Source organism: Skermania sp. ID1734 (assembly GCF_007489285.1).
In the GTDB taxonomy this organism is placed as follows: Bacteria; Actinomycetota; Actinomycetes; order Mycobacteriales; family Mycobacteriaceae; genus ID1734.
This window is the reverse complement of sequence record NZ_VLIY01000003.1, coordinates 351989-370986: the sequence shown is the minus strand read 5'-3', so window position 1 is coordinate 370986 and position 18998 is coordinate 351989. Positions and strand designations below refer to the sequence as shown.

Sequence of the window (18998 nt, the reverse complement as noted above, 5' to 3'; positions counted from 1 at the left end):
CCCATCATCCCAAATTGCCTGACCGCTCCGCGGACCGCGGGCCGGTGCCCGCGATGCAGCCGTATCTTGGACTCGTGACGGTGTTGTCTAGTCCGGTGCGCCACGGCACATTGCTGCTGGCCGCAACCTTGGGAATCGCGAGTCTGGTGGCGGGATGCGCGGATGCCGGCGACTCGAATTCGTCCGACGTGCGCAGCATCGCCTCCATCGGCAAGGAGGTCACCGTCCCGGTTTCGCCGGTCAGCACCAACCTGGTAGACGGCGGCGACGAACCGCGCGAAGTCCTGACGCCCCATCCGCCGCGCAACCGCGTGCAAGCAGTCACTCTGCATACCGAGAATCGCGTCATCCAGCGCATCGACGATCAACCGCAGCAAGACTTCTCCAGACCACCGGTCACGATGGCCATGTCCGCCGTGGCCGCCGCCGATGGCATCGACCTCACCTTCGGCACCGTCTCGAGCACCGACCCGACGCTCTCGCGCGAATTGAAGCCGGTCACGGGTTCGCACGCGGGATTTGCAGTGGACCACTCGGGCGCGGTCACATCGCTGAGCATCAGTCCGGCCACCGACGCGTCGGACACGGCCCGCGAGGCGATCGAACAGGCCCTGTATTTAGCCGTCTACCGGGCGGTTTCGCTGCCCACGGGGGCCATCGGCCTCGGCGCCACCTGGACACTGCAGCAGCAGGTCGCCGGATCGATCCCGCTCGAACAGGTGACCAAGGCGAAACTGACCGACCGCGACGGCGACCGGCTCACCATTGCCGTCGACGTCAGCCAGACCCCTAAGTCGCCGGTGTGGAACCTGCCGAACGGCGCGGGCACCCTCGACATCGACAGCTACACGATGCACGGCGCGGGCTCGGTCACCATCGACCTCGGTTTGCCGCTGCCCGTGCAGGGCGACATCACCATCGGCGGCGACCAGAGCTACCGGGATCCGCACACCAAGTCGTTGCTGCGCCAGACCACGAGCAGCCGGGTGCAATGGACAAGTTGATCAGATGCGCGCCCGTCGCTATCGCGCTGACCATCCTCGTTGCCGGTTGTTCGCACGGTGACGACTCCGCGGCCCAAGACCCCGCGTTGAGCCCGCTTCCGGCACGAGTGGCTGCACCGTCGACGGCCACGGCGCCGCCGGTCGCCGACTCGGCGCAACTGCAGTCGGCGCTGCTGACCGTTGCCGACCTGCCGCCGGGTTTCGCGCAACTCCCGGCCGGTCCGCCCGGTGATCCGACCGGCCCGCGTGACAGCAACGACAAGTCGCACACCGATCCCGCCGAATGCGCGAATATTCTGGCGCCGGTGGCCCAGCAGTTCCGCGGGGCCAGCGCAAACGCCGTCTCCCGATTTGGTGGACCGAATTTCGCCAGCATCGATATCGACGCCGCGAGCTACCCGGCGTCCGGCGTCGGCCAAGCGTTCGCGGCGGTCCAGCACACCCTGCGCGACTGCGGGCATTACTCGGGCACCGACGCCGACGGCATCGCGGTGGAAAACTGGGTCGGCGGCTCGGTCCAGCAACCACGGATCGGCGACGCCGCGGTGACCTATCGAGTGATCACCAGCAGCGACGGGGTTCGACTGACCACCGACGCAGTGGTTGCCGTTGTCGGATCAACGGTCATGCAGCTCGCCGCGGCCGGTCAAACGGCGATCGACCCGGCGCTGCTGGCCACGCTGGCGAACAAGCAAGCCGAGCGGCTGCGCAGCGGCACCGGCAGCTGAGCCGGTTCACGTGCAGGCAGGCGAGTGCGACTGTGCGACATTGATGATCAGCCCACAGGCCCACTTGTTCTGAACCTTCCAGCGTCCGTCGTCCCAGACGAACGGGATCTCGGCGTGATTGGGCTGGCCGTTAAGAGTGAAGTCCGCGCCGGCGTTGAGCGTGCCGTTGCCGGTGTCGGTCACCGACACGATCGTGATGGTGGCGTTGTACTTGCGCATCGCCTCCCCGGCCCGGGTGAACAGGCCCGGGTCGCGCTCGCCGCCCTGCAGGAACTGTGCCTTCTCCTGCGCGGGCACATTCGGATCGAGCGCGTGCTGCAGCATCGCGTTCAGTTCCGCCGGTGTCGGAATAGGCGGGTGATGGGGATCGATGGTGGAGGTCGGCGGCTGCGACGACAGAGCGGGCGCGGAGTTGTGCGAACCACACCCGCCAAGAACAGGTAGGAGCATCAACAGCAGGGCAAGCAGAGCTGCGCCGACATACCCGCGCATGTGCCTACTCACTTCCGTTGCCGCCCTTGTCTCGATGATGCCACCGCAGACGCGACGATGCCGGGCCGCGTTGGACGGCCCGGCATCGTCGGTTGGGTCTATTACTGCCCGCAGGCCGGCGAGCTCAGCTGCGCCAGGTTGACCATGTTGCAGGCCCAGCCCTTTTCCAGCTTCCAGCGGCCGTCCTCGGCCACGAACGGCACCACCGCGGGGTTGACCTGTCCGTTGATGGTCAGGTTCGCGTCGGCCGTGACCGAGTTGCCCAGGTCGTTCACCTTGGTGACCACGACGGTGACGCCCGCCTTCTTGGCGGCCTCGGCGACGCGGTTGATCAGCTCGGGGTCAGCCTGAGCGCCCTGCACCATGTCGACCTTTTCCTGCAGCGGCACGTTCGGGTCGAACGCCTTCTGCAGTTCCTGGTTGAGCTGGTCCACCGTAGGCACTGGCGGGAGGGCGGCGTTACTGGTGGACGCTGCAGCGCTCGTGGTGCTCGACGAGGACGTGGTTCCCGACGAGTTGTTGTTGTCACTGGAGCAAGCTGTCATCGTTAGCGCGCCGACCATCGCCATCCCGGCGACCAAAACGCGACCGGTGTTTCCAAGCTTCAACTGATCGTCCTTTTCGTTCGAGTTGAGAATTTCCGTGCTGCCTCAAGTACCCACTATGGCATCCGCCGTCGCGCAAACGGGGAACCCACAAGTCACCAAGATTAACTCACCGCAGGCTGTCGAGCGGATCTGCCCTGGTCAGCAGCGGTTCGTCGGCAGCGAAACTCCTCGCTGGCCCGGGCCCGGACGACCGGGTCTCGAAACGCACGGTCACCACCCCGTGCCCGGCGCCCTGCACCCAGCCGTGGCCGAATTCCGGATGACTGACGTCGAGGCCGGCGTAGAAGACGGTGGCCGACTGCGGGTCGCTGTCTTCCTGGGCCGCCAGCGCCTCGAGCTCGACCGGTGTGTCTGCTTCGGTGTGCTCGCCGAACAGCAGGCCCTGGCTGACGTCGCTCAGGCCCGCAAACCCGACGCCGACGAGGCGGATCGGGCCGATCTCCTGCGGGTCGAGCGCGGAGCGCTGCGCGGCGGCCGTCAATGTCGCCAGTTCCGTTGTGGCGTAAGGCAACGTCACCGACCTGGTCAGGATTGACATGTCGGAGCGCTTCAGCTTGAGCACGACCGTTCGCGCGGCGCGACCGTCGCGCGCCAGCCGACGGTGAGCGGCCGCCGCAATGTCGTCGACGGCGTGGCGCAACTCGGCCATCGCCACGATGTCGGCGGCAAACGTCGTCTCCGCGCTGACCTGTTTGGCCTCGGCGCGTTCGCTCACCGGCCGATCATCGATGCCGTTGGCCAACGTGTGCAGCACCGGCCCGAGGGTTCCGCCGAGCAGCGAGGCCACCTCACCCGGCGGCATGGCGGCGAACTGCCCGATCGTCTCGACACCCAGGCGGCGCAGCTTTGCCTCCGCGACCGGTCCTATCCCCCACAGCTTGCGCACGGGCAGGCCGGCGAGCAGCGCACGCTGTTCTGTCGGTGACACGACCCGCACACCATTGGGTTTGGCCAGTCCCGAGGCGATCTTGGCGATCTGCTTGCCGGCACCGGCGCCGACCGAACAGACCAGGCCGCATTTGGCGACGACGGCGGCACGCAACTGTTCGCAGAATTGGTGGACGGTCGCCACATCGGCCCCGGCAAGCTCTGCCGGTTCACCGAATGCCTCGTCGAGCGAGAGCTGCTCGAGCACCGGAATGTGGCCTCGGACCACCTCGAACACGTCGTGACTGAGCGCCCGGTACACGTCGCCGCGCGGCGGGAGCACCACCGCCGATGCGCCTACCAGCCGCCGCGCATGATGCATCGGCATCGCCGACCGCGCCCCGAACACCCGCGCTTCGTAGCTGGCGCCGGCGACGACACCACGGCCTCCGACGCCGCCGACGAGCACCGGACGGCCGCGCAGTGTCGGCCGGGTGAGCTGCTCGGCGGAGGCGAAAAACGCGTCCATGTCCAAGTGCAGCACCCACCGGCGGCTCACCTGTCGAGTATTCAGCGCTTCTCGATGCGGCCCCGCACGCCCTCGAGCAGGTCGAGCGCATCGGGCCCCGGATCGCCGAAGGAGAGCTCGGTGGCCAGCACCTCCCCCGCGATGAGGTCCTGATGGGTGCGGGCCCAGTCACGGTGCTCGTCGGTGACGTCGAGCACCAACCGGATCCGGTCGGACACATCGAGGCCGGCGGACTTGCGGGCCTCCTGCAGTTCCCGGATGAGATCGCGCGCCCAGCCCTCGGCCTCGAGCTCGGCGGTGACCTCGGAGTTCAGCACCACCAGACCCGCATTACCGGGCAGTGCGGCGGTCGATTCCGGCTCCGCGGCGACGAGGCGTTGGGTGTACTCGCCGGGTTCGAGGATTATGCCCGCAGCGTGTATGACTCCATCCGTCTCCGTCCATTCCCCGGCCTTGACGGCCTTGATGACGGCCTGGACGTCCTTGCCCAGCCGTGGACCGGCAGCGCGGGCGTTCACGACCAACTCGAAGCGACCGTGCACGTCGACGTCGGTGGTGAGATCGACCCGCTTCACGTTCACCTCGTCGGCAATGATGTCAGCGAACGGGGCCAGCCGCTCGGCATCGGGCGCGGCCACGGTCACTTCCGACAGTGGCAGGCGCACGCGCAGATTCTGTGCTTTGCGCAGGCTCAGTACGGTCGAGCAGACGCTGCGGACCTCGTCCATCGCGTCGACCAGCTCCGGATCGCCGGGGACCACATCTTGGGCCGGCCAGTCCGTCAGATGCACCGAGGCGCCACCCGTGAGTCCGCGCCAGATCACCTCGCTGATCAGCGGCAGCAGCGGCGCCGCCAGTCGGGTGATCACCTCCAGGACCGTGTGCAGGGTGTCGACGGCGTCGCGGTCTTCGCGCCAGAACCGCGAACGTGACCGGCGCACATACCAATTCGTCAACGCCTCGCAGAACGAGCGCAGCTGTTCGCAGGCGCCCGCGATGTCGTACACATCGAGCGCCTCCGTCATCGCGTCGCGGCACTGCGCGAGCTTGGCCAGGATGTAGCGGTCCAGCACATTCGGCGAGTCGGTGCGCCATTCGCCCGGCTTGGACGCGTACAACTGCAGGAACGTCCAGGCGTTCCACAGCGGGCGCAGCGCGTGGCTGGCACCCTCCCGGATGCCGCGCTCGGTGACGATGAGGTTGCCGCCGCGCAAGACCGGCGAACTCATCAGGAACCAGCGCATCGCATCCGAACCGTCGCGGTCGAACACCTCGTTGACGTCGGGATAGTTGCGCAACGACTTGCTCATCTTCAGCCCGTCGTCGCCGAGCACGATGCCGTGCGCCACGACCGTCCGGAACGCCGGGCGGTCGAACAGTGCGGTGGCCAGGACGTGCAGGTTGTAGAACCAGCCGCGGGTCTGGCCGTTGTACTCGACGATGAAGTCGCCAGGGAAGTGTGATTGGTACCAATCCTCGTTTTCGAACGGGTAATGCACCTGTGCGTACGGCATCGACCCCGACTCGAACCAGCAGTCCAGCACCTCCGGCACCCGACGCATGGTGGACTTGCCGGTCGGGTCGTCCGGGTTGGGCCGAGTCAGCTCGTCGATCATCGGCCGGTGCAGATCCGTGGGGCGCACCCCGAAGTCGCGCTCGAGCTCGTCGAGCGACCCGTAGACGTCGATGCGCGGGTACTCCGGGTTGTCCGACATCCATACCGGAATCGGGCTGCCCCAGTAGCGGTTTCGGCTGATGTTCCAGTCCCGTGCGCCCTCGAGCCACTTGCCGAACTGGCCGTCGCGGATGTGTTCGGGCACCCAGGTGATCTGCTGGTTCAGTTCGACCATGCGGTCACGGAACTTGGTCACCGCGACGAACCAGCTCGGCACGGCCATGTAGATCAGCGGCTGACCTGAGCGCCAAGAATGCGGATAGGAGTGCTCGATCGTCTCGTGCCGCAGGATCTTTCCGGCGGCCTTCAGGTCCTTGATGATGTTCGGGTTCGCGTCGAAGACCATTTGGCCCTCGTACGGCGGAACCATGGAGGTGAACTTGCCACCTGCGTCGAGTGGCTGCACCAGCTCGATCCCGTTGGCGGCGCAGTACTCCATGTCCTCCTCACCGAAGGCGGGGGCCATGTGCACGATGCCGGTACCCGAATCGAGCGTGACGTAGTCGGCGGCGATCACGCGGTGCGCGTTGGGCCGCCCCTTGTCGGGTCCGTAGAAGAAGTCGAACGGCGGCTCGTAGCCGAGGCCGACCAGATCGGCGCCCGAGTGCTCAGAGACGATCTCCGGATTCTCGCCCAGTTCGCGGGCGTAGTGTCCCAGCCGCTCCTTGGCCAGCACATACCGCTTGCCGTCCTTGCCTGCCACCTGCACGTAGTCGACGTCCGGGTGCACGGCGATCGCGAGGTTGGACGGCAGGGTCCACGGGGTGGTGGTCCATATCAGCGCGTTGGCGCCGGCCAACGGGCCGGACGTCAACGGCATGTCGACCGTGACCGCCGGGTCCTGACGCATCTTGTAGGCGTCATCGAGCTTGGATTCCTGATTCGACAGCGGGGTCTGCTCGTACCAGCTGTAGGGCAGCACCCGGAACCCCTGGTAGATCAGGCCCTTGTCCCACAACTGCTTGAACGCCCACATCACCGACTCCATGAAGTCGAGGTCGAGCGTCTTGTAATCGTTGTCGAAGTCGACCCAGCGGGCCTGGCGGGTCACGTAGTCACGCCACTCGTCGGTGTAGCGCAGTACCGACGCTTTGCAGAACTCGTTGAATTTGGCGATGCCCATGTCGCTGATGTCGCCGGTCTTGATACCGAGTTGCTTCTCGGCTTCCAACTCGGCGGGCAGGCCGTGGGTATCCCAGCCGAATCGGCGCTCGACCTTGTGTCCACGCATGGTCTGGTAGCGCGGGATCACGTCCTTGACGTAACCGGTGAGCAGGTGACCGTAGTGCGGCACACCATTGGCGAACGGCGGGCCGTCGTAGAAGACGAATTCTTCGGCGTCCGCGCGGTTGCGAATGGACGCACGGAAGGTGTCGTTCGCCGCCCAATCGGCGAGCACCCGCTCCTCGAGCTTCGGGAAGGAGGCCCCGGACTCTCCGGCGGTGAGGTCGACGCGGGGGTAGGACTCACCCTGGTGTTTCTGTTGGTCTTCCATCTGCGAAGGTCGCTCCTGCCGTGCCGCACCCAGGCACGGGGACGACGTCAGCGCCAGTTGCGCTGTTGCCGCGGTACCACCCCGCTTGCCCCGCGTGGCACGGGACCTCTCGTTGCGAGCTGTGACGGGCTCACCCGTTCGGTTCTACTGAGCCGACCCAAGGGTCCGGCCGTTCTTCCGAAGGCTCCCCGGTGATAGCCGGATCGACGCCACTTGAATTGTAGTGCTTTAGTCGCTGCGCCCTCGAACCGTCAGCGCGCTGACGAGCAGCAGGATCGCGCCGATGACGCAGACGATGATGCAACCCCAGGCCCAGATCACCGACCCGGACATCAACGACACCACCAGCAGCGCGAAACCGACCGCAGCCAGTACCAGGATCAGAACCAGCATGTGCAGGTCACTAGTCGTCAGTATTGGCCCCGACGGGGGCGGTCACCGGCCTACTTGCTGCCCTTGGCGAACGACGACTGGCTGTGGTTGTTGCTGTTGTCGCTGAACCCTTCGCCGCCGTCGATGGGCGAGGCGGAACCGCGGTTCTCGAGCTCCTCGAGCTGCGACTCCAGGTAGGACTTCAGCCGGACGCGGTATTCGCGCTCGAAGGTCTTCAGTTGCTCGATGCGGCCCTCGAGGACAGTGCGTTGCTGGCTGATCGTGGCCATGATGTCGCTGTGCTTGCGCTCGGCGTCGGCTTGCAGCGCGTCGGCCTTCTCCTTGGCCTGGCGCAGCTGGGTCTCCGAGCGGTTCTGGGCGTCGGCGAGCATGGCCTCGGACTTCTGGCGGGCGTCGGAGATCATCGCCTCCGAGCGGGCCCGTGCGTCGCTGACGAGCCGCTCCGAGTTGGCCCGGGCGTTGGCGAGCAGCTGGTCCGCCTCGGCCTTGGCCTCGCCGGTGAGGCGGTCGGCCATTTCCTGCGCGAGGCCGAGAACCTTCGCGGCCTGCAGGTGTGCGTCGCCCGAGGCTGCGGCACCCGTGGCAGCCGCGGCGGCTACTGGCGCGGCCTTCGGGGCTGGAGCGGGAGCCGGAGGCGGTGTCGGGGCGGGAGCCTGCTTCGGCGGCTCGACGACGCGCGCGGCGGCCGGCGGCGGGGTCGGGGCCGACTTCGGCGCGGACGTGCCCCTGCCCTGCTTGGCGTCGGACAGCTCGGCGTCGAGTTCACTGACGCGCTGGCGCAGGTCCGTATTCTCCTCGATCAGCCGCGCAAGCTCCTGCTCGACGAGATCCAGGAAGGCATCTACCTCGTCTTCGTTGTAGCCGCGCTTACCGATTGGCGGCTTGCTAAATGCAACGTTGTGCACATCGGCGGGAGTCAGCGGCATGGAAGGGTCCCTTCACGCATCTTTGAACGGTCGAGCAAGCAACTAGCGCACATTCTGTCACACCAGACCCGAGGGTTGCGCGAGACGGCGAACATCGCCATCACGACGCAGCGACGTGCTGAACGATCGACATCAGGATGAAGATGATGAACAGCAACACCATTATGGAGAGATCCAGGCGCACCGCGCCGAGATTTATCGGCGGAATGATGCGGCGCAAGAACTTCACGGGCGGATCTGTGACGGTAAAAATCGCCTCGAGAATCACGACCACCACGCCTGTCGGGTGCCAGTCACGAGCGAATGTGCGGATGAACTCGATGACGATTCGGCCGATGAGCAGCAGCCAGAACACGAAGAGCACGAAGTAGATGACTGCTGCGAACGACGCCACGTCATCACTCTGCCTGAGAATCCTCGATCGATCAAAAATTGCCGCCGCACCAACGGTGCAGCGGCAATTTTTTCGCGGTTCGACCCGGCTTATTTCTGGTTGTAAAAGCCCGTCTCGGCGATGCGACGCCGCTCTTCGGCGGAAACGTCGATGTCGGCCGGTGAGAGCAGGAACACCTTCGTGGCCACCTTGTCGAATGAGCCACGTAGCGCGAATGCCAAGCCGGCGGCGAAGTCGACCAGTCGCTTCGCGTCGGCGTTGCTCATCTCCACCAGGTCCATGATGACCGGGCTGCCGTCACGGAACCGCTCACCGATGGTGCGGGCCTCGCCGTAATCGCGGGGACGCAACGTGGTGATCTTGGACAAGGGGCCTCCGTCATCGAAGAGTCCGCTGCGGCGGGGTTCGGGACGCGCCTCCACGGTCGGCTCGACCGCGAGAGCGCCGCGGGTTTGGGTGCGGCCCACCGACACCGGGCTCGGCGCCGGTCGGGTGGAGCGAATCGCGACGGGCTCGAGCCGTGGTGGGCGGCGATCGTAACGCGGGTCGTCGTCGAATTCCTCCCGCCGGGGCGGGTAGCTCGGCTTGTAGCTGCCGCCGCCGTAGTCGAGGTCGTCGAGTTCGTTGTACGGGTCGCGGGCGCCACTGGGCCGCGGCCGGCGGACGGCACCGGGGTGGTCGTCCAGGTAGTCATCCTCATAGTCCTCAAGCGGAACCATGCCGAAGTAAGCCTTGAACTTGTGGAGCGTGCTCATCGGATCGACCTTCCCACGGCGATGTTTCTGCTGTGACTGCTGGGAATCTGGCTTGCTACTGGGAGATTAGTGGTCGCGGCCCCATCAGAGCGGTACCGACACGCACGCAGGTCGAGCCATATTTCACCGCCTGTTCGAGGTCGCCGGACATGCCCGCGGACAGGTCCGTCGCCGCCGGAAAATGCCGCACGAACTGCTGCTGCAACTGAGTTAGCCGGGCAAATGCGCGCTCGGCCTCCCACTCCAGCGGCGGGATCGCCATCAGGCCGCGCAGACGCAGGTGCTCGGCGGCGGCCACGCGTTCGGCCAGTGCACTCAGCTCGGCTGCCGCCACCCCGCCGCGGGCCGGATCGTCATCCAGACTCACCTGCACGAACACCTCCAACGGTGTGCTGCGGTCTGCCTGTGCGGCGGAATCCAGCGCGTCGGCAAGGCGCAGCGAATCCACCGAGTGCACGACGTGCGCCCACCGCGCGACACTGCGAACCTTGTTGCGCTGCAACCGCCCAATCATGTGCCAGCGCACCGACGGGTCATCGATATGCGAGGCGAACTCGGCGACCTTGCGGGACGCTTCGGGTTCCCGCGATTCCCCGAACGCACGCAAGCCGAGGCGATACAGCGCTGCCGTGTCGCCTGCCGGAAAGTATTTGGTGACCGGCAGCAACTCGACGTCCTCGCGGCGCCGACCCGCAGCCGCACATGCGGCCGCCAGACGTTCGCTCAGCCGCGCCAGCGCGGTGGCAAGTTCGGACTCGCGCGCCTGCTCGCCTGCGGTCAATCCGCGATCGTCTCCATCCAAATCACGCTGGCCAGTCTGCCAGTGGGCGACTGGCGGCGATGACTGAACAACGTGGTGTCCTCGATCGTGCAGCGCGGGTCTTCGGCGACCGCCGCCACCCCGGCGGTCAGCAGTTGCCGGCGCAGGCCTGCGCGGATGTCGAGTCCGGTGCTGCCGCGCAATGTCACCGTCGCGCTGCCCGGCAGGTGTTCGGCGACATCGGCCTGCATGGCCGGCGGCACTTCGTAGTGGCGGCCGCAGGCGGCCGGACCCAAAAATGCGCCAATGCGTTCGACATGCGCCCCGGCAGCGACCATCGCGTCGAGTACCCGCGGCACGATGCCGACCCGCGCGCCGACGCGTCCGGCGTGCACGGCCGCGATGACCCCGGCCTCGTCGTCGGACAACAGCAGCGGCACGCAGTCGGCGGTGAGCACGACCAGCGGCAGATCCACGGTCGTGGTCACCACGGCGTCGGTTGCTTCGAGCGGCCCGGCCTGCGGCGCATCCACCACGGCGACGTTTCGGCTGTGTACCTGCTCCATCCAGACAAGCCGGTCGGGACGGTAACCGACGTGCTCGGCGAGCCGCTCCCGATTGCGGGCCACCGCCTGCGGATCATCCCCGACGTGATCGGCGAGGTTGAACGCGTCGAACGGCGGCTTCGATACCCCGCCCGCTCGGGTGGTGACCACCCGGCGGACCTTGACGCGAGTCACCGACGCATGAACGCGGGCACATCCACGTCGTCGTCGACGTCCTCGGTGGCCACGGCTGCGTGGCGGGCACTGTGCGCCGGCGTCTGCTCCGCGTTGTTGCGTTCCCGCACGCCGCTGCCGTTGCTGGACTGACCGATCTCGCCGGCGCGGGCGGCGCTGATGGCGCCCCGGCTGGTGGGCGGCGCCTCGACGGCGCGGCGTGCTGGAGTTCCGCCGTCGAACCCGGCGGCGATCACCGTGACGCGCACCTCGTCGCCGAGCGAGTCGTCGATCACCGTTCCGAAGATGATGTTGGCCTCGATGTGCGCGGCCTCCTGCACGAGCGACGCGGCCTCGTTGATCTCGAAAAGGCCCAGGTCCGAGCCGCCGGCGATAGACAGCAGCACCCCGTGCGCGCCCTCCATCGAGGCCTCGAGCAGCGGCGAGTTGATCGCGGCTTCGGCCGCCTTGACCGACCGGCCGTCGCCGCGAGCCGAACCGATGCCCATGAGCGCACTGCCGGCGCCGGACATGACGCTCTTGACGTCGGCGAAGTCGACATTGATCAGACCCGGCGTGGTGATCAGATCGGTGATGCCCTGGACACCGTTGAGCAGCACCTCGTCGGCGGAGCGGAAGGCGTCCATGAGGCTGACCGCGGCGTCGCCGAGCTGGAGCAGCCGGTCATTCGGGATCACGATGAGGGTGTCGCACGACTCGCGCAGGGCGTTGATGCCGGTCTCGGCCTGCGAACCACGGCGCTTGCCCTCGAACGAGAACGGCCGGGTCACCACACCGATGGTCAGCGCGCCGAGCTTGCGGGCGATGCTGGCAACCACGGGCGCGCCGCCGGTGCCGGTGCCGCCGCCCTCACCGGCGGTGACGAAGACCATGTCGGCGCCCTTGAGCACCTCTTCGATCTCGTCCTTGTGGTCCTCGGCGGCCTTGCGACCGACCTCCGGGTCGGCTCCGGCGCCGAGGCCGCGGGTCAGTTCGCGCCCGACATCGAGCTTGACGTCGGCGTCGGACATGAGCAGGGCCTGGGCGTCGGTGTTGACGGCAATGAACTCAACACCCTTGAGTCCCTGCTCGATCATGCGGTTGACCGCGTTGACACCGCCGCCGCCGATACCGACGACCTTGATTACGGCGAGGTAGTTGTGCGGGGGCGTCATGGGCTCTCGCCTTTCCTTCGATCGCAAAGCGTGTTGGTGCTGGTAGCCATGGTGGCTGCGGTGACAGTCTGCGTGCGTCGGAGTACTTCCCTAAACCCTAAACCTCAACCGTAGGTTTAACGTTATGTCAAGTACCCAACTGGAGCGAAACGCTATGCATCCCCACTGGGATGCGCACGCAGGCGCGCCGAAAGACGCGCAGATTCTTTGCGCGGGATTGTGGTGCTGCTACTTGATGGTGGGCAGATCGGGACTCGACACGTCGTAGACCCGTCCCGGCTGTGTCAGCAACGGCGCCACGACCTGCGCCTTCCGGTCGGAATCGGCGCTGCTGCCCCAGGCGATGACGCGGCCATCGGCCAGCGACACCTGCACGGCCGAAAGTGACGGGACCGAGATTTCGCTCACCTGCCCGCGCAACAACACCGGCAGCGCCTGCAGAACTGTCAGCGCCGCTTTGGTTTTCGGGTCGTTTGGACCCGGCGAATCCACCTTCAGCCGCGGCACTCCGGGCGGCGGCGGGCCGATGGCGAAGTCCACGCCCTCGATGTCGACCAGATGCGGGCCCTGCGGCGAATCGAAGAAGACCGCCGGCGTGCGCTCGGTGACCGTCACCTTGATTGTCGACGGGAATTCGCGCTGCACCCGGACCTTGGCGACCCGCGGAATCTGCGCGACCCGATGCGCCGCGGCCTCGGTGTCGACGCGTAACAGCGGCTGGCCCTTGGGGATTTTCAGCGTGTCCAGTACCTGCTCGGTGGGCACCGCGGTGTTTCCGGTCACCGCGATCTTGCGGACCGACAGCACCGGCGTGAACCAGGCGACCACCACGAGGGCAACCAGCAGGACAATCACCAGCAGCGACCACAGCAGCACGCGTAGCCGCGACCGCTTGACCTGACGGTCATGCCGGTCGCGGCGTCTGCTCCCGACCCGCTCGGCGGCTCGGTCACTGTGGCGCGATTCCACGCCGGTCACACGCGTTGCCGCCCGTGTACCGGCCGCGACCGCAAGCTGTCGAGGATCTGACTGCCGAGCATGGTCACGTCCCCTGCGCCCATGGTGATGATGACGTCGCCCGGTTTGCTCAGGCCGGCCACCTGGCGAGCCACCCGGGACAGATCGGGCTGGTAGTGCACCGGTTTGGTGACCGAGCGAGCGACCAGTGCGCCGCTCACCCCGGGCAATGGTGTTTCGCGGGCGCCGTAGACGTCGAGCACGATCACCTCGTCGGCCAGGTCCAGTGCCGAGGCGAACTCGTCGGCAAAGGTGGCCGTGCGGCTGTACAGGTGCGGCTGGAACACCACGATCACGTTGCCGCGCCGCGACCTCGCACCGTCCTTGGCTTCCTGCGTCACCAGTTCGGCGGCCGCCCCCAGCACCGCCCGGACCTCGGTCGGGTGGTGCGCGTAATCGTCGAACACCCGCACGCCGTGCTCGCGGCCGGTGAACTGAAAGCGGCGATGGACCCCGCCGAAACCGGCCAGGCCCTCGAGCACCTCATCGACGTCGGCGCCGACGTCACGGGCAGAAAGAATCGCAGCCAGCGCGTTCAGTGCCATGTGCCGACCGGGCACCGACAGCCGCAGCGCGCGCGGCGCCGACTCCCCGGAAAGCTGGAACTGCGCAGCTCCCCCGACATCGCGCGGTTCCCAGCTGTGCAGCCAGGCGCCGATCGGCACGCCGTCGACCTCATCGGGCGCACCGGGCTCGCCAGAGCAGTAGCCCAGGACGCGAACGCCGGGCAGCTTGCGCTCGACCACGCGCTTGGCCAGGGCGGCCGAGCCGGGATCGTCGAGACACACCACGAGCAGCCCGCCCGCCGGCGAGAGCCGGTCGGCGAAGTCGTCGAAGACCTGCACATACGCCTCGATGCTGCCGAAAAAGTCGAGATGATCCGACTCGACGTTGGTCACCACGATGACCGTCGGGTCGTATTGCAGCAGTGAGCCGTCGCTCTCGTCCGCCTCCGCGACGAAAATATCTCCGGTGCCGTGGTGGGCGTTGGTGCCGGCCTCGTTGAGCTCGCCACCCACCGCGAACGACGGGTCGTAGCCGCAGTGCTGCAGCGCCACCACCAGCATCGACGTCGTCGACGTCTTGCCGTGCGTGCCGGTCACCAGCAGCGTGCGGCTGCCGCGCATCAACGCGGCGAGCACGGCCGGGCGCAACACCACCGGGATGCCGCGCTCACGGGCGGCCACCAACTCCGGGTTGTCCTTCGGGATCGCGGCCTGGGTGGTCACCACGCAGGTAGGCCCGCCGGGAAGCAGATCCAGCGCGCTGGCGTCGTGACCAATGCGTACCACCGCGCCGCGGGCACGCAGAGCGAGGACGCCCCGGCCTTCCTTGGCGTCGGAACCGGACACCTGACCGCCGCGGGCCAGCAGGATGCGCGCGATGCCGGACATGCCGGCACCGCCGATGCCCACCATGTGCACGCGTTCGAGTTCGGGGGGAAGGCTCATCATCAGCCCTGTCTCGCCACGTCGAGGACGATGCGCGCCACCTCCAGCGCGGCGTCGCGATGCCCGGCGTCGGCCGCGGCCTCCCCCATTTGCTCGAGACCCTCGCGATCGGTCAGCCAACTCACCACGTTCTGCTCGATGAAGTCGGGGGTGAGGTCCGCATCGGCGACGAGTCGGCCGCCGCCCTGGGCGACCACCGGCCGGGCATTGAGCTCCTGTTCGCCGTTGCCGTGCGGCAGCGGCACGTACAGCGCAGGCAACCCGACGGCCGACACCTCGGCGACAGTCATCGCGCCCGCCCGGCAGATCGCGGCGTCGGCGGCCGCATACGCCAGGTCCATGCGCTTGAGATACGGCACGGCCACATAGCGGGCCGCGCCCGAATTGATGTCGGCCGGCAGGTCGAGGGTGTTCTTCGGGCCGTGCGCGTGCAGCACCGAAATACCCGCTGCCGTAAGCGCTTTCGCCGCACCCGAGACGGCTTCGTTGAGCGAGCGGGCACCCTGCGAACCGCCGAACACCAAGAGCACCGGACCGTCGGGCGGCAGACCGAAGTGGCTGCGCGCGCCGGCCCGAAATGCCTCCCGGTCCAGGCCGGTGATGGAGGACCGCACCGGGATGCCGACGAGTTCGGCATCGGCCGTCTTCGGCGCGTGAATGCCGGAGTTCGCGACGGCGGCCAGCACCCGCGCGGCGCGGCGGGCACCGATCTTGTTGGCGATGCCGGCCTTGGCGTTGGCCTCGTGCACCACCACCGGCACGGCACGTCGCCGCCGGGCAAGGCCCGGCCCCGCGGCCAAATACGCGGGCAGCGCAACATATCCGCCGAAGCCGACGATCACGTCGGCGTTCGTTTTGTCGATGACCGCCCGGCTGCGCCGCACCGCCGCCCGCACCCGTGCGGGCAAGCGCAGCAGATCGAGCGTGGGCTTACGCGGCAGCGGAACCGGCGGAATCAGCTCGAGGGGATAGCCACGCTCGGGCACGAGCTTGGTCTCCAGCCCGCGTTCGGTGCCGAGCGCGGTAACCCGTACCTGGGGGTCGAGCCGGCGCAACGCGTCGGCGACCGCGAGCGCCGGTTCGATGTGGCCAGCCGTGCCGCCTCCGGCAACGATCACCGAAAGCTCACCAGCTTTATCACTCACGCTCTCTTATCTCCGCTCTCCGCTCACCCGCCGGTCATACGACATCCTGCGCTCACCGCGCCGGGGTGGCTCGCGGTGCACTGTGCTCTGCCGCACCTGCGCCTGCCGTACCTGCGAGCGCCGCACTTGCGACTGCCGCAATTGTGCCTGCCGTACCGCTGCACGGCGAGTCGCCTCCGGCCGAGTGGCCCGGGCCCGCGCCGGCGAATACGGCTCGGGCTTGGGCAACCGCAGCAGTCGGCTGAACCTACCGTCCTGTCCGGCATGCAGCGCCGCGATCGCCTCCGGCTCGTGCCGAGCCGCGTTGGCGATGATGCCGAACATCAACAGGGTAATGGCAAGCGATGAACCGCCCGCCGACACCAACGGCAGCTGCAGACCGGTCACCGGCAGCAGCCCGACCACATAGCCGATGTTGATGAAGGCCTGAATGACGATCCAGGTGGTGGCGGTGGCGGTGAGCAGGCGCAGGAACGGGTCCACGGACCGGGTCGCGATCCGCAGGCCCGCGTAGACCAGCAGCGCGAACAGCCCGATCACCAGTGCGCAGCCGAGGAAGCCGAGTTCCTCGCCGATGATCGCGAAGATGAAGTCGTTGTGCGAGTTGGGCAGGTAATTCCACTTGGCCCGGCTCTGACCGAGACCACGGCCCCAAATCCCGCCGTCGGCCAGCGAATACATTGCCTGCCTGGCCTGATAACCGATGCCCTGCGGGTCCGAACCCGGGTTGAAGAAGGCCTGCACCCGCGCGGAGCGGTAGCCCGCCGAAACCGCAAGCACAGCCGCCAGCAGGCCGCCGACGCCGATCAAGCCGGCGAAGATCCGCGGCGGCAGACCGCCGAACCACAGCAGCGCCGCCAGAATGATGCCGAGGGTGATGGTCGTGGACAGGTTCGGCTGCAAGACGACGAGCATGCAGACCACGACCCCGGCCGGCACCAGCGGGACGATGATGTCCTTGAGACTGGCCCGCTGCGATTGTCGAGACGCCAGTAGATGCGCCCCCCACAGCGCGAGGGTCACCTTGGCCACCTCCGACGGCTGCACCGACACCGGACCCAGGTAGAACCACCGCCGACCGCCCTGGGCCATCACGCCGATACCGGGGATCAGGACCAGCACCAGCGCGACCACCGACACGGCAAACGCCGGAAACGACAGCTTGCGCAGCGCCCGGATGGGCGTCCGCAACGCGACGTAGAACAGCACCAGGCCCAGGCCGGCGAAGATCGCCTGCTGGGTGAACAGCGAATACGGGGAATGCCCTTCGGTGTAGGCCTCCACACTCGACGCCGAAAGCACCATGACCAGACCGAGCACCGTCAGCAGCGTGGCGATGGTGACGATCAGGTGGAACGACGCGAGTGGGCGGGCCAGCCACGTTCCGATATAGGTGCGTGGCTGGTTGCCGGTCACCGCGCTCGCCCGGCCAGGTCGCTGGCGCTCAATTGCGCCACGGCCGCTGCGAAGCTGTCGCCGCGGTGGCCGTAGCTGGTGAACATGTCCAGCGAGGCCGCTGCGGGCGCCAGCACCACCGCGTCTCCGGGACCGCTGAACCGCGCTGCCTGCCGGACGGCTGCGCGCATGACGTCGTCTGCTGTCCCGTGAACCACATCAATCACATTCGTCACAACAGCATCGTTACGCCTCGGTAGTACAACCACCGGCACATCCGGCGCGTGTCGCGCCAAAGCTTGCGCAATCTGGCCGGCGTCGACGCCGATCAACACCGCCGCGACCAGACGTGGGCCGATCTCGGCGATCAACTCGTCCACCGACGCGCCCTTGAGTTGGCCGCCCGCCAGCCACACCACCCGCTCGTGCGCCAGAAGCGACGAGCGAGCGGCGTGCGGATTGGTCGCCTTGGAATCGTCAATGAACTCCACGCCGTCGAGTTCGCGGACCAGTGCCGCGCGGTGCGGGCCGACGCGGTAGCCGGTGAGCCCGGTGCGCACCGCTTGGGGCGCAACGCCTATCGCGCGCGCGAGCGCCGCCGCGGCGAGCGCGTCGGCGACTCCAGCGGGACCCGGCGGGCTGATCCGGGCAGCGCTCATCAGCGGCTCGTCGTCGCCGAATGCCCGGTCGACCAACTCCCCCGACCGCACGCCGAGTTCGCCGGGCGCGGGTTCACCGAGCCGGAAGCCGAGCATGCGTCGTGCCGTGCCGGTGGCGAGCAAACCGGCGGCGACCGGATCGTCGAGGCCCACGACGCCGACCGCACCGGTCAGCGCACGCGCCTTGGCGGCCACGTAACCGGCCATGCCACCGTGCCAGTCCAGATGGTCTTCGGCGATGTTGAGCACCACACCCGCGGCCGGGCGCACCGATGGCGCCCAGTGCAGCTGGAACGACGACAACTCCACGGCGAGCGCCTGCACCCGCGGCTCGGCGCGCAGTGCGTCGAGCACCGGCAGCCCGATGTTCCCGCAGGCGGCGCTCGCTATCCGGGCGGCCTGCAGGATCGCGTGCAGCATCGACGTGGTGGTGGTTTTGCCGTTGGTTCCGGTGACGACCAGCCACTGCCGCGGCGGACCATAGAGCCCGGATTGGTCCACCCGCCAAGAGAATTCGACATCGCCCCAGATTGGGATACCGCGCGCCGCCGCGGCCGCGAGCACCGGCGATTCGGGCCGCCAGCCCGGGCTGGTGATGACCAGGTCGATGCCGTCGAGCGCCGCTGGATCCGGTGTTGCGGTGGCATGACCCAGTTCGCGGACCTCGGCTAGTGCCGCCGCGTTGCCGTCGGTCACGGTGATCACCGCACCCAGTTCGGTCAACGGCGCGATGAGCGCCCGACCGGACACTCCCCAGCCGGTGACCAGCACGTGGGCGCCGGCGAGCCGTGCGAGACTCTCCCCCATCGGG

The 18998-nt window shown here is 67.7% G+C and carries 19 protein-coding genes; 3 read left to right on the top strand and 16 right to left on the bottom strand.

Annotated features, from left to right (window positions below; genetic code table 11):
* The first annotated feature begins 74 nt into the window (after positions 1–74).
* Entirely contained in the window at positions 75–1004 is a 930-nt protein-coding gene (locus tag FOS14_RS05760; RefSeq protein WP_255450095.1) for a hypothetical protein, read from the top strand.
* A complete protein-coding gene (locus FOS14_RS05755) occupies positions 992–1732 on the top strand; it encodes a sensor domain-containing protein (protein ID WP_143769297.1) in 741 nt (246 codons plus the stop codon). The genes FOS14_RS05760 and FOS14_RS05755 overlap by 13 nt, the downstream gene beginning before the upstream one ends.
* Positions 1733–1738: 6 nt before the next feature.
* Here the strand turns inward: FOS14_RS05755 and FOS14_RS05750 are convergent, their stop codons facing one another.
* Both FOS14_RS05750 and FOS14_RS05745 read right to left on the bottom strand, forming a co-directional pair.
* Positions 1739–2236 (bottom strand): hypothetical protein, encoded by a 498-nt coding sequence (locus FOS14_RS05750; protein ID WP_143769296.1) that lies wholly within the window; start codon positions 2234–2236, stop codon positions 1739–1741.
* Positions 2237–2325: 89 nt separating this feature from the next.
* Entirely contained in the window at positions 2326–2667 is a 342-nt protein-coding gene (locus FOS14_RS05745; RefSeq protein ID WP_370512171.1) for a hypothetical protein, read from the bottom strand.
* A gap of 22 nt (positions 2668–2689) precedes the next feature.
* Here FOS14_RS05745 and FOS14_RS25435 point away from each other — a divergent pair, with 22 nt between their 5' ends.
* On the top strand, positions 2690–2836 hold the full coding sequence (locus FOS14_RS25435; protein ID WP_370512170.1) for a hypothetical protein: 147 nt from the start codon (positions 2690–2692) through the stop codon (positions 2834–2836).
* Between the two features lie 102 nt (positions 2837–2938).
* On the opposite strand, the gene FOS14_RS05740 is transcribed toward FOS14_RS25435, so the two are convergent.
* The 14 genes from FOS14_RS05740 to murD form a co-directional block, all read right to left on the bottom strand.
* A complete protein-coding gene (locus tag FOS14_RS05740; protein ID WP_370512179.1) occupies positions 2939–4228 on the bottom strand; it encodes a DNA polymerase IV in 1290 nt (429 codons plus the stop codon).
* Positions 4229–4269: 41 nt separating this feature from the next.
* Positions 4270–7398: an isoleucine--tRNA ligase gene (ileS, locus tag FOS14_RS05735; protein WP_143769293.1), complete on the bottom strand. Its 3129-nt coding sequence runs from the start codon at positions 7396–7398 to the stop codon at positions 4270–4272.
* A gap of 228 nt (positions 7399–7626) precedes the next feature.
* Complete coding sequence (locus tag FOS14_RS05730; RefSeq protein WP_143769292.1) at positions 7627–7791, bottom strand: DUF2207 domain-containing protein; 165 nt, start codon at positions 7789–7791, stop codon at positions 7627–7629.
* 50 nt (positions 7792–7841) lie between these two features.
* A complete protein-coding gene (locus tag FOS14_RS05725) occupies positions 7842–8717 on the bottom strand; it encodes a DivIVA domain-containing protein (protein WP_143769291.1) in 876 nt (291 codons plus the stop codon).
* Positions 8718–8817: 100 nt separating this feature from the next.
* Entirely contained in the window at positions 8818–9111 is a 294-nt protein-coding gene (locus FOS14_RS05720) for a YggT family protein (protein WP_143769290.1), read from the bottom strand.
* 89 nt (positions 9112–9200) lie between these two features.
* Positions 9201–9866 (bottom strand): cell division protein SepF, encoded by a 666-nt coding sequence (locus FOS14_RS05715; protein ID WP_143769289.1) that lies wholly within the window; start codon positions 9864–9866, stop codon positions 9201–9203.
* Positions 9867–9921: 55 nt separating this feature from the next.
* Positions 9922–10647 (bottom strand): YggS family pyridoxal phosphate-dependent enzyme, encoded by a 726-nt coding sequence (locus tag FOS14_RS05710; protein ID WP_143769288.1) that lies wholly within the window; start codon positions 10645–10647, stop codon positions 9922–9924.
* Positions 10644–11366, bottom strand: a complete 723-nt coding sequence (gene pgeF, locus FOS14_RS05705; protein ID WP_143769287.1) for a peptidoglycan editing factor PgeF — start codon at positions 11364–11366, stop codon at positions 10644–10646. The genes FOS14_RS05710 and pgeF overlap by 4 nt, the downstream gene beginning before the upstream one ends.
* On the bottom strand, positions 11363–12520 hold the full coding sequence (gene ftsZ, locus FOS14_RS05700; RefSeq protein WP_143769286.1) for a cell division protein FtsZ: 1158 nt from the start codon (positions 12518–12520) through the stop codon (positions 11363–11365). The genes pgeF and ftsZ overlap by 4 nt, the downstream gene beginning before the upstream one ends.
* Before the next feature lie 228 nt (positions 12521–12748).
* Complete coding sequence (locus tag FOS14_RS05695) at positions 12749–13498, bottom strand: cell division protein FtsQ/DivIB (protein ID WP_255450094.1); 750 nt, start codon at positions 13496–13498, stop codon at positions 12749–12751.
* Positions 13495–14991 (bottom strand): UDP-N-acetylmuramate--L-alanine ligase, encoded by a 1497-nt coding sequence (gene murC / locus FOS14_RS05690; RefSeq protein ID WP_143769285.1) that lies wholly within the window; start codon positions 14989–14991, stop codon positions 13495–13497. Before murC ends, FOS14_RS05695 begins: the two co-directional genes overlap by 4 nt.
* Positions 14991–16133, bottom strand: coding sequence for an undecaprenyldiphospho-muramoylpentapeptide beta-N-acetylglucosaminyltransferase (gene murG, locus FOS14_RS05685; RefSeq protein ID WP_143769284.1), 1143 nt, complete (start codon positions 16131–16133; stop codon positions 14991–14993). The genes murC and murG overlap by 1 nt, the downstream gene beginning before the upstream one ends.
* A 6-nt stretch (positions 16134–16139) precedes the next feature.
* The gene (ftsW, locus tag FOS14_RS05680) at positions 16140–17549 is read right to left on the bottom strand and encodes a putative lipid II flippase FtsW (protein WP_143769283.1); all 1410 of its coding nucleotides are present in this window, start codon (positions 17547–17549) and stop codon (positions 16140–16142) included.
* On the bottom strand, positions 17546–18994 hold the full coding sequence (murD, locus tag FOS14_RS05675; RefSeq protein WP_143769282.1) for a UDP-N-acetylmuramoyl-L-alanine--D-glutamate ligase: 1449 nt from the start codon (positions 18992–18994) through the stop codon (positions 17546–17548). The genes ftsW and murD overlap by 4 nt, the downstream gene beginning before the upstream one ends.
* Positions 18995–18998: the final 4 nt, after the last annotated feature.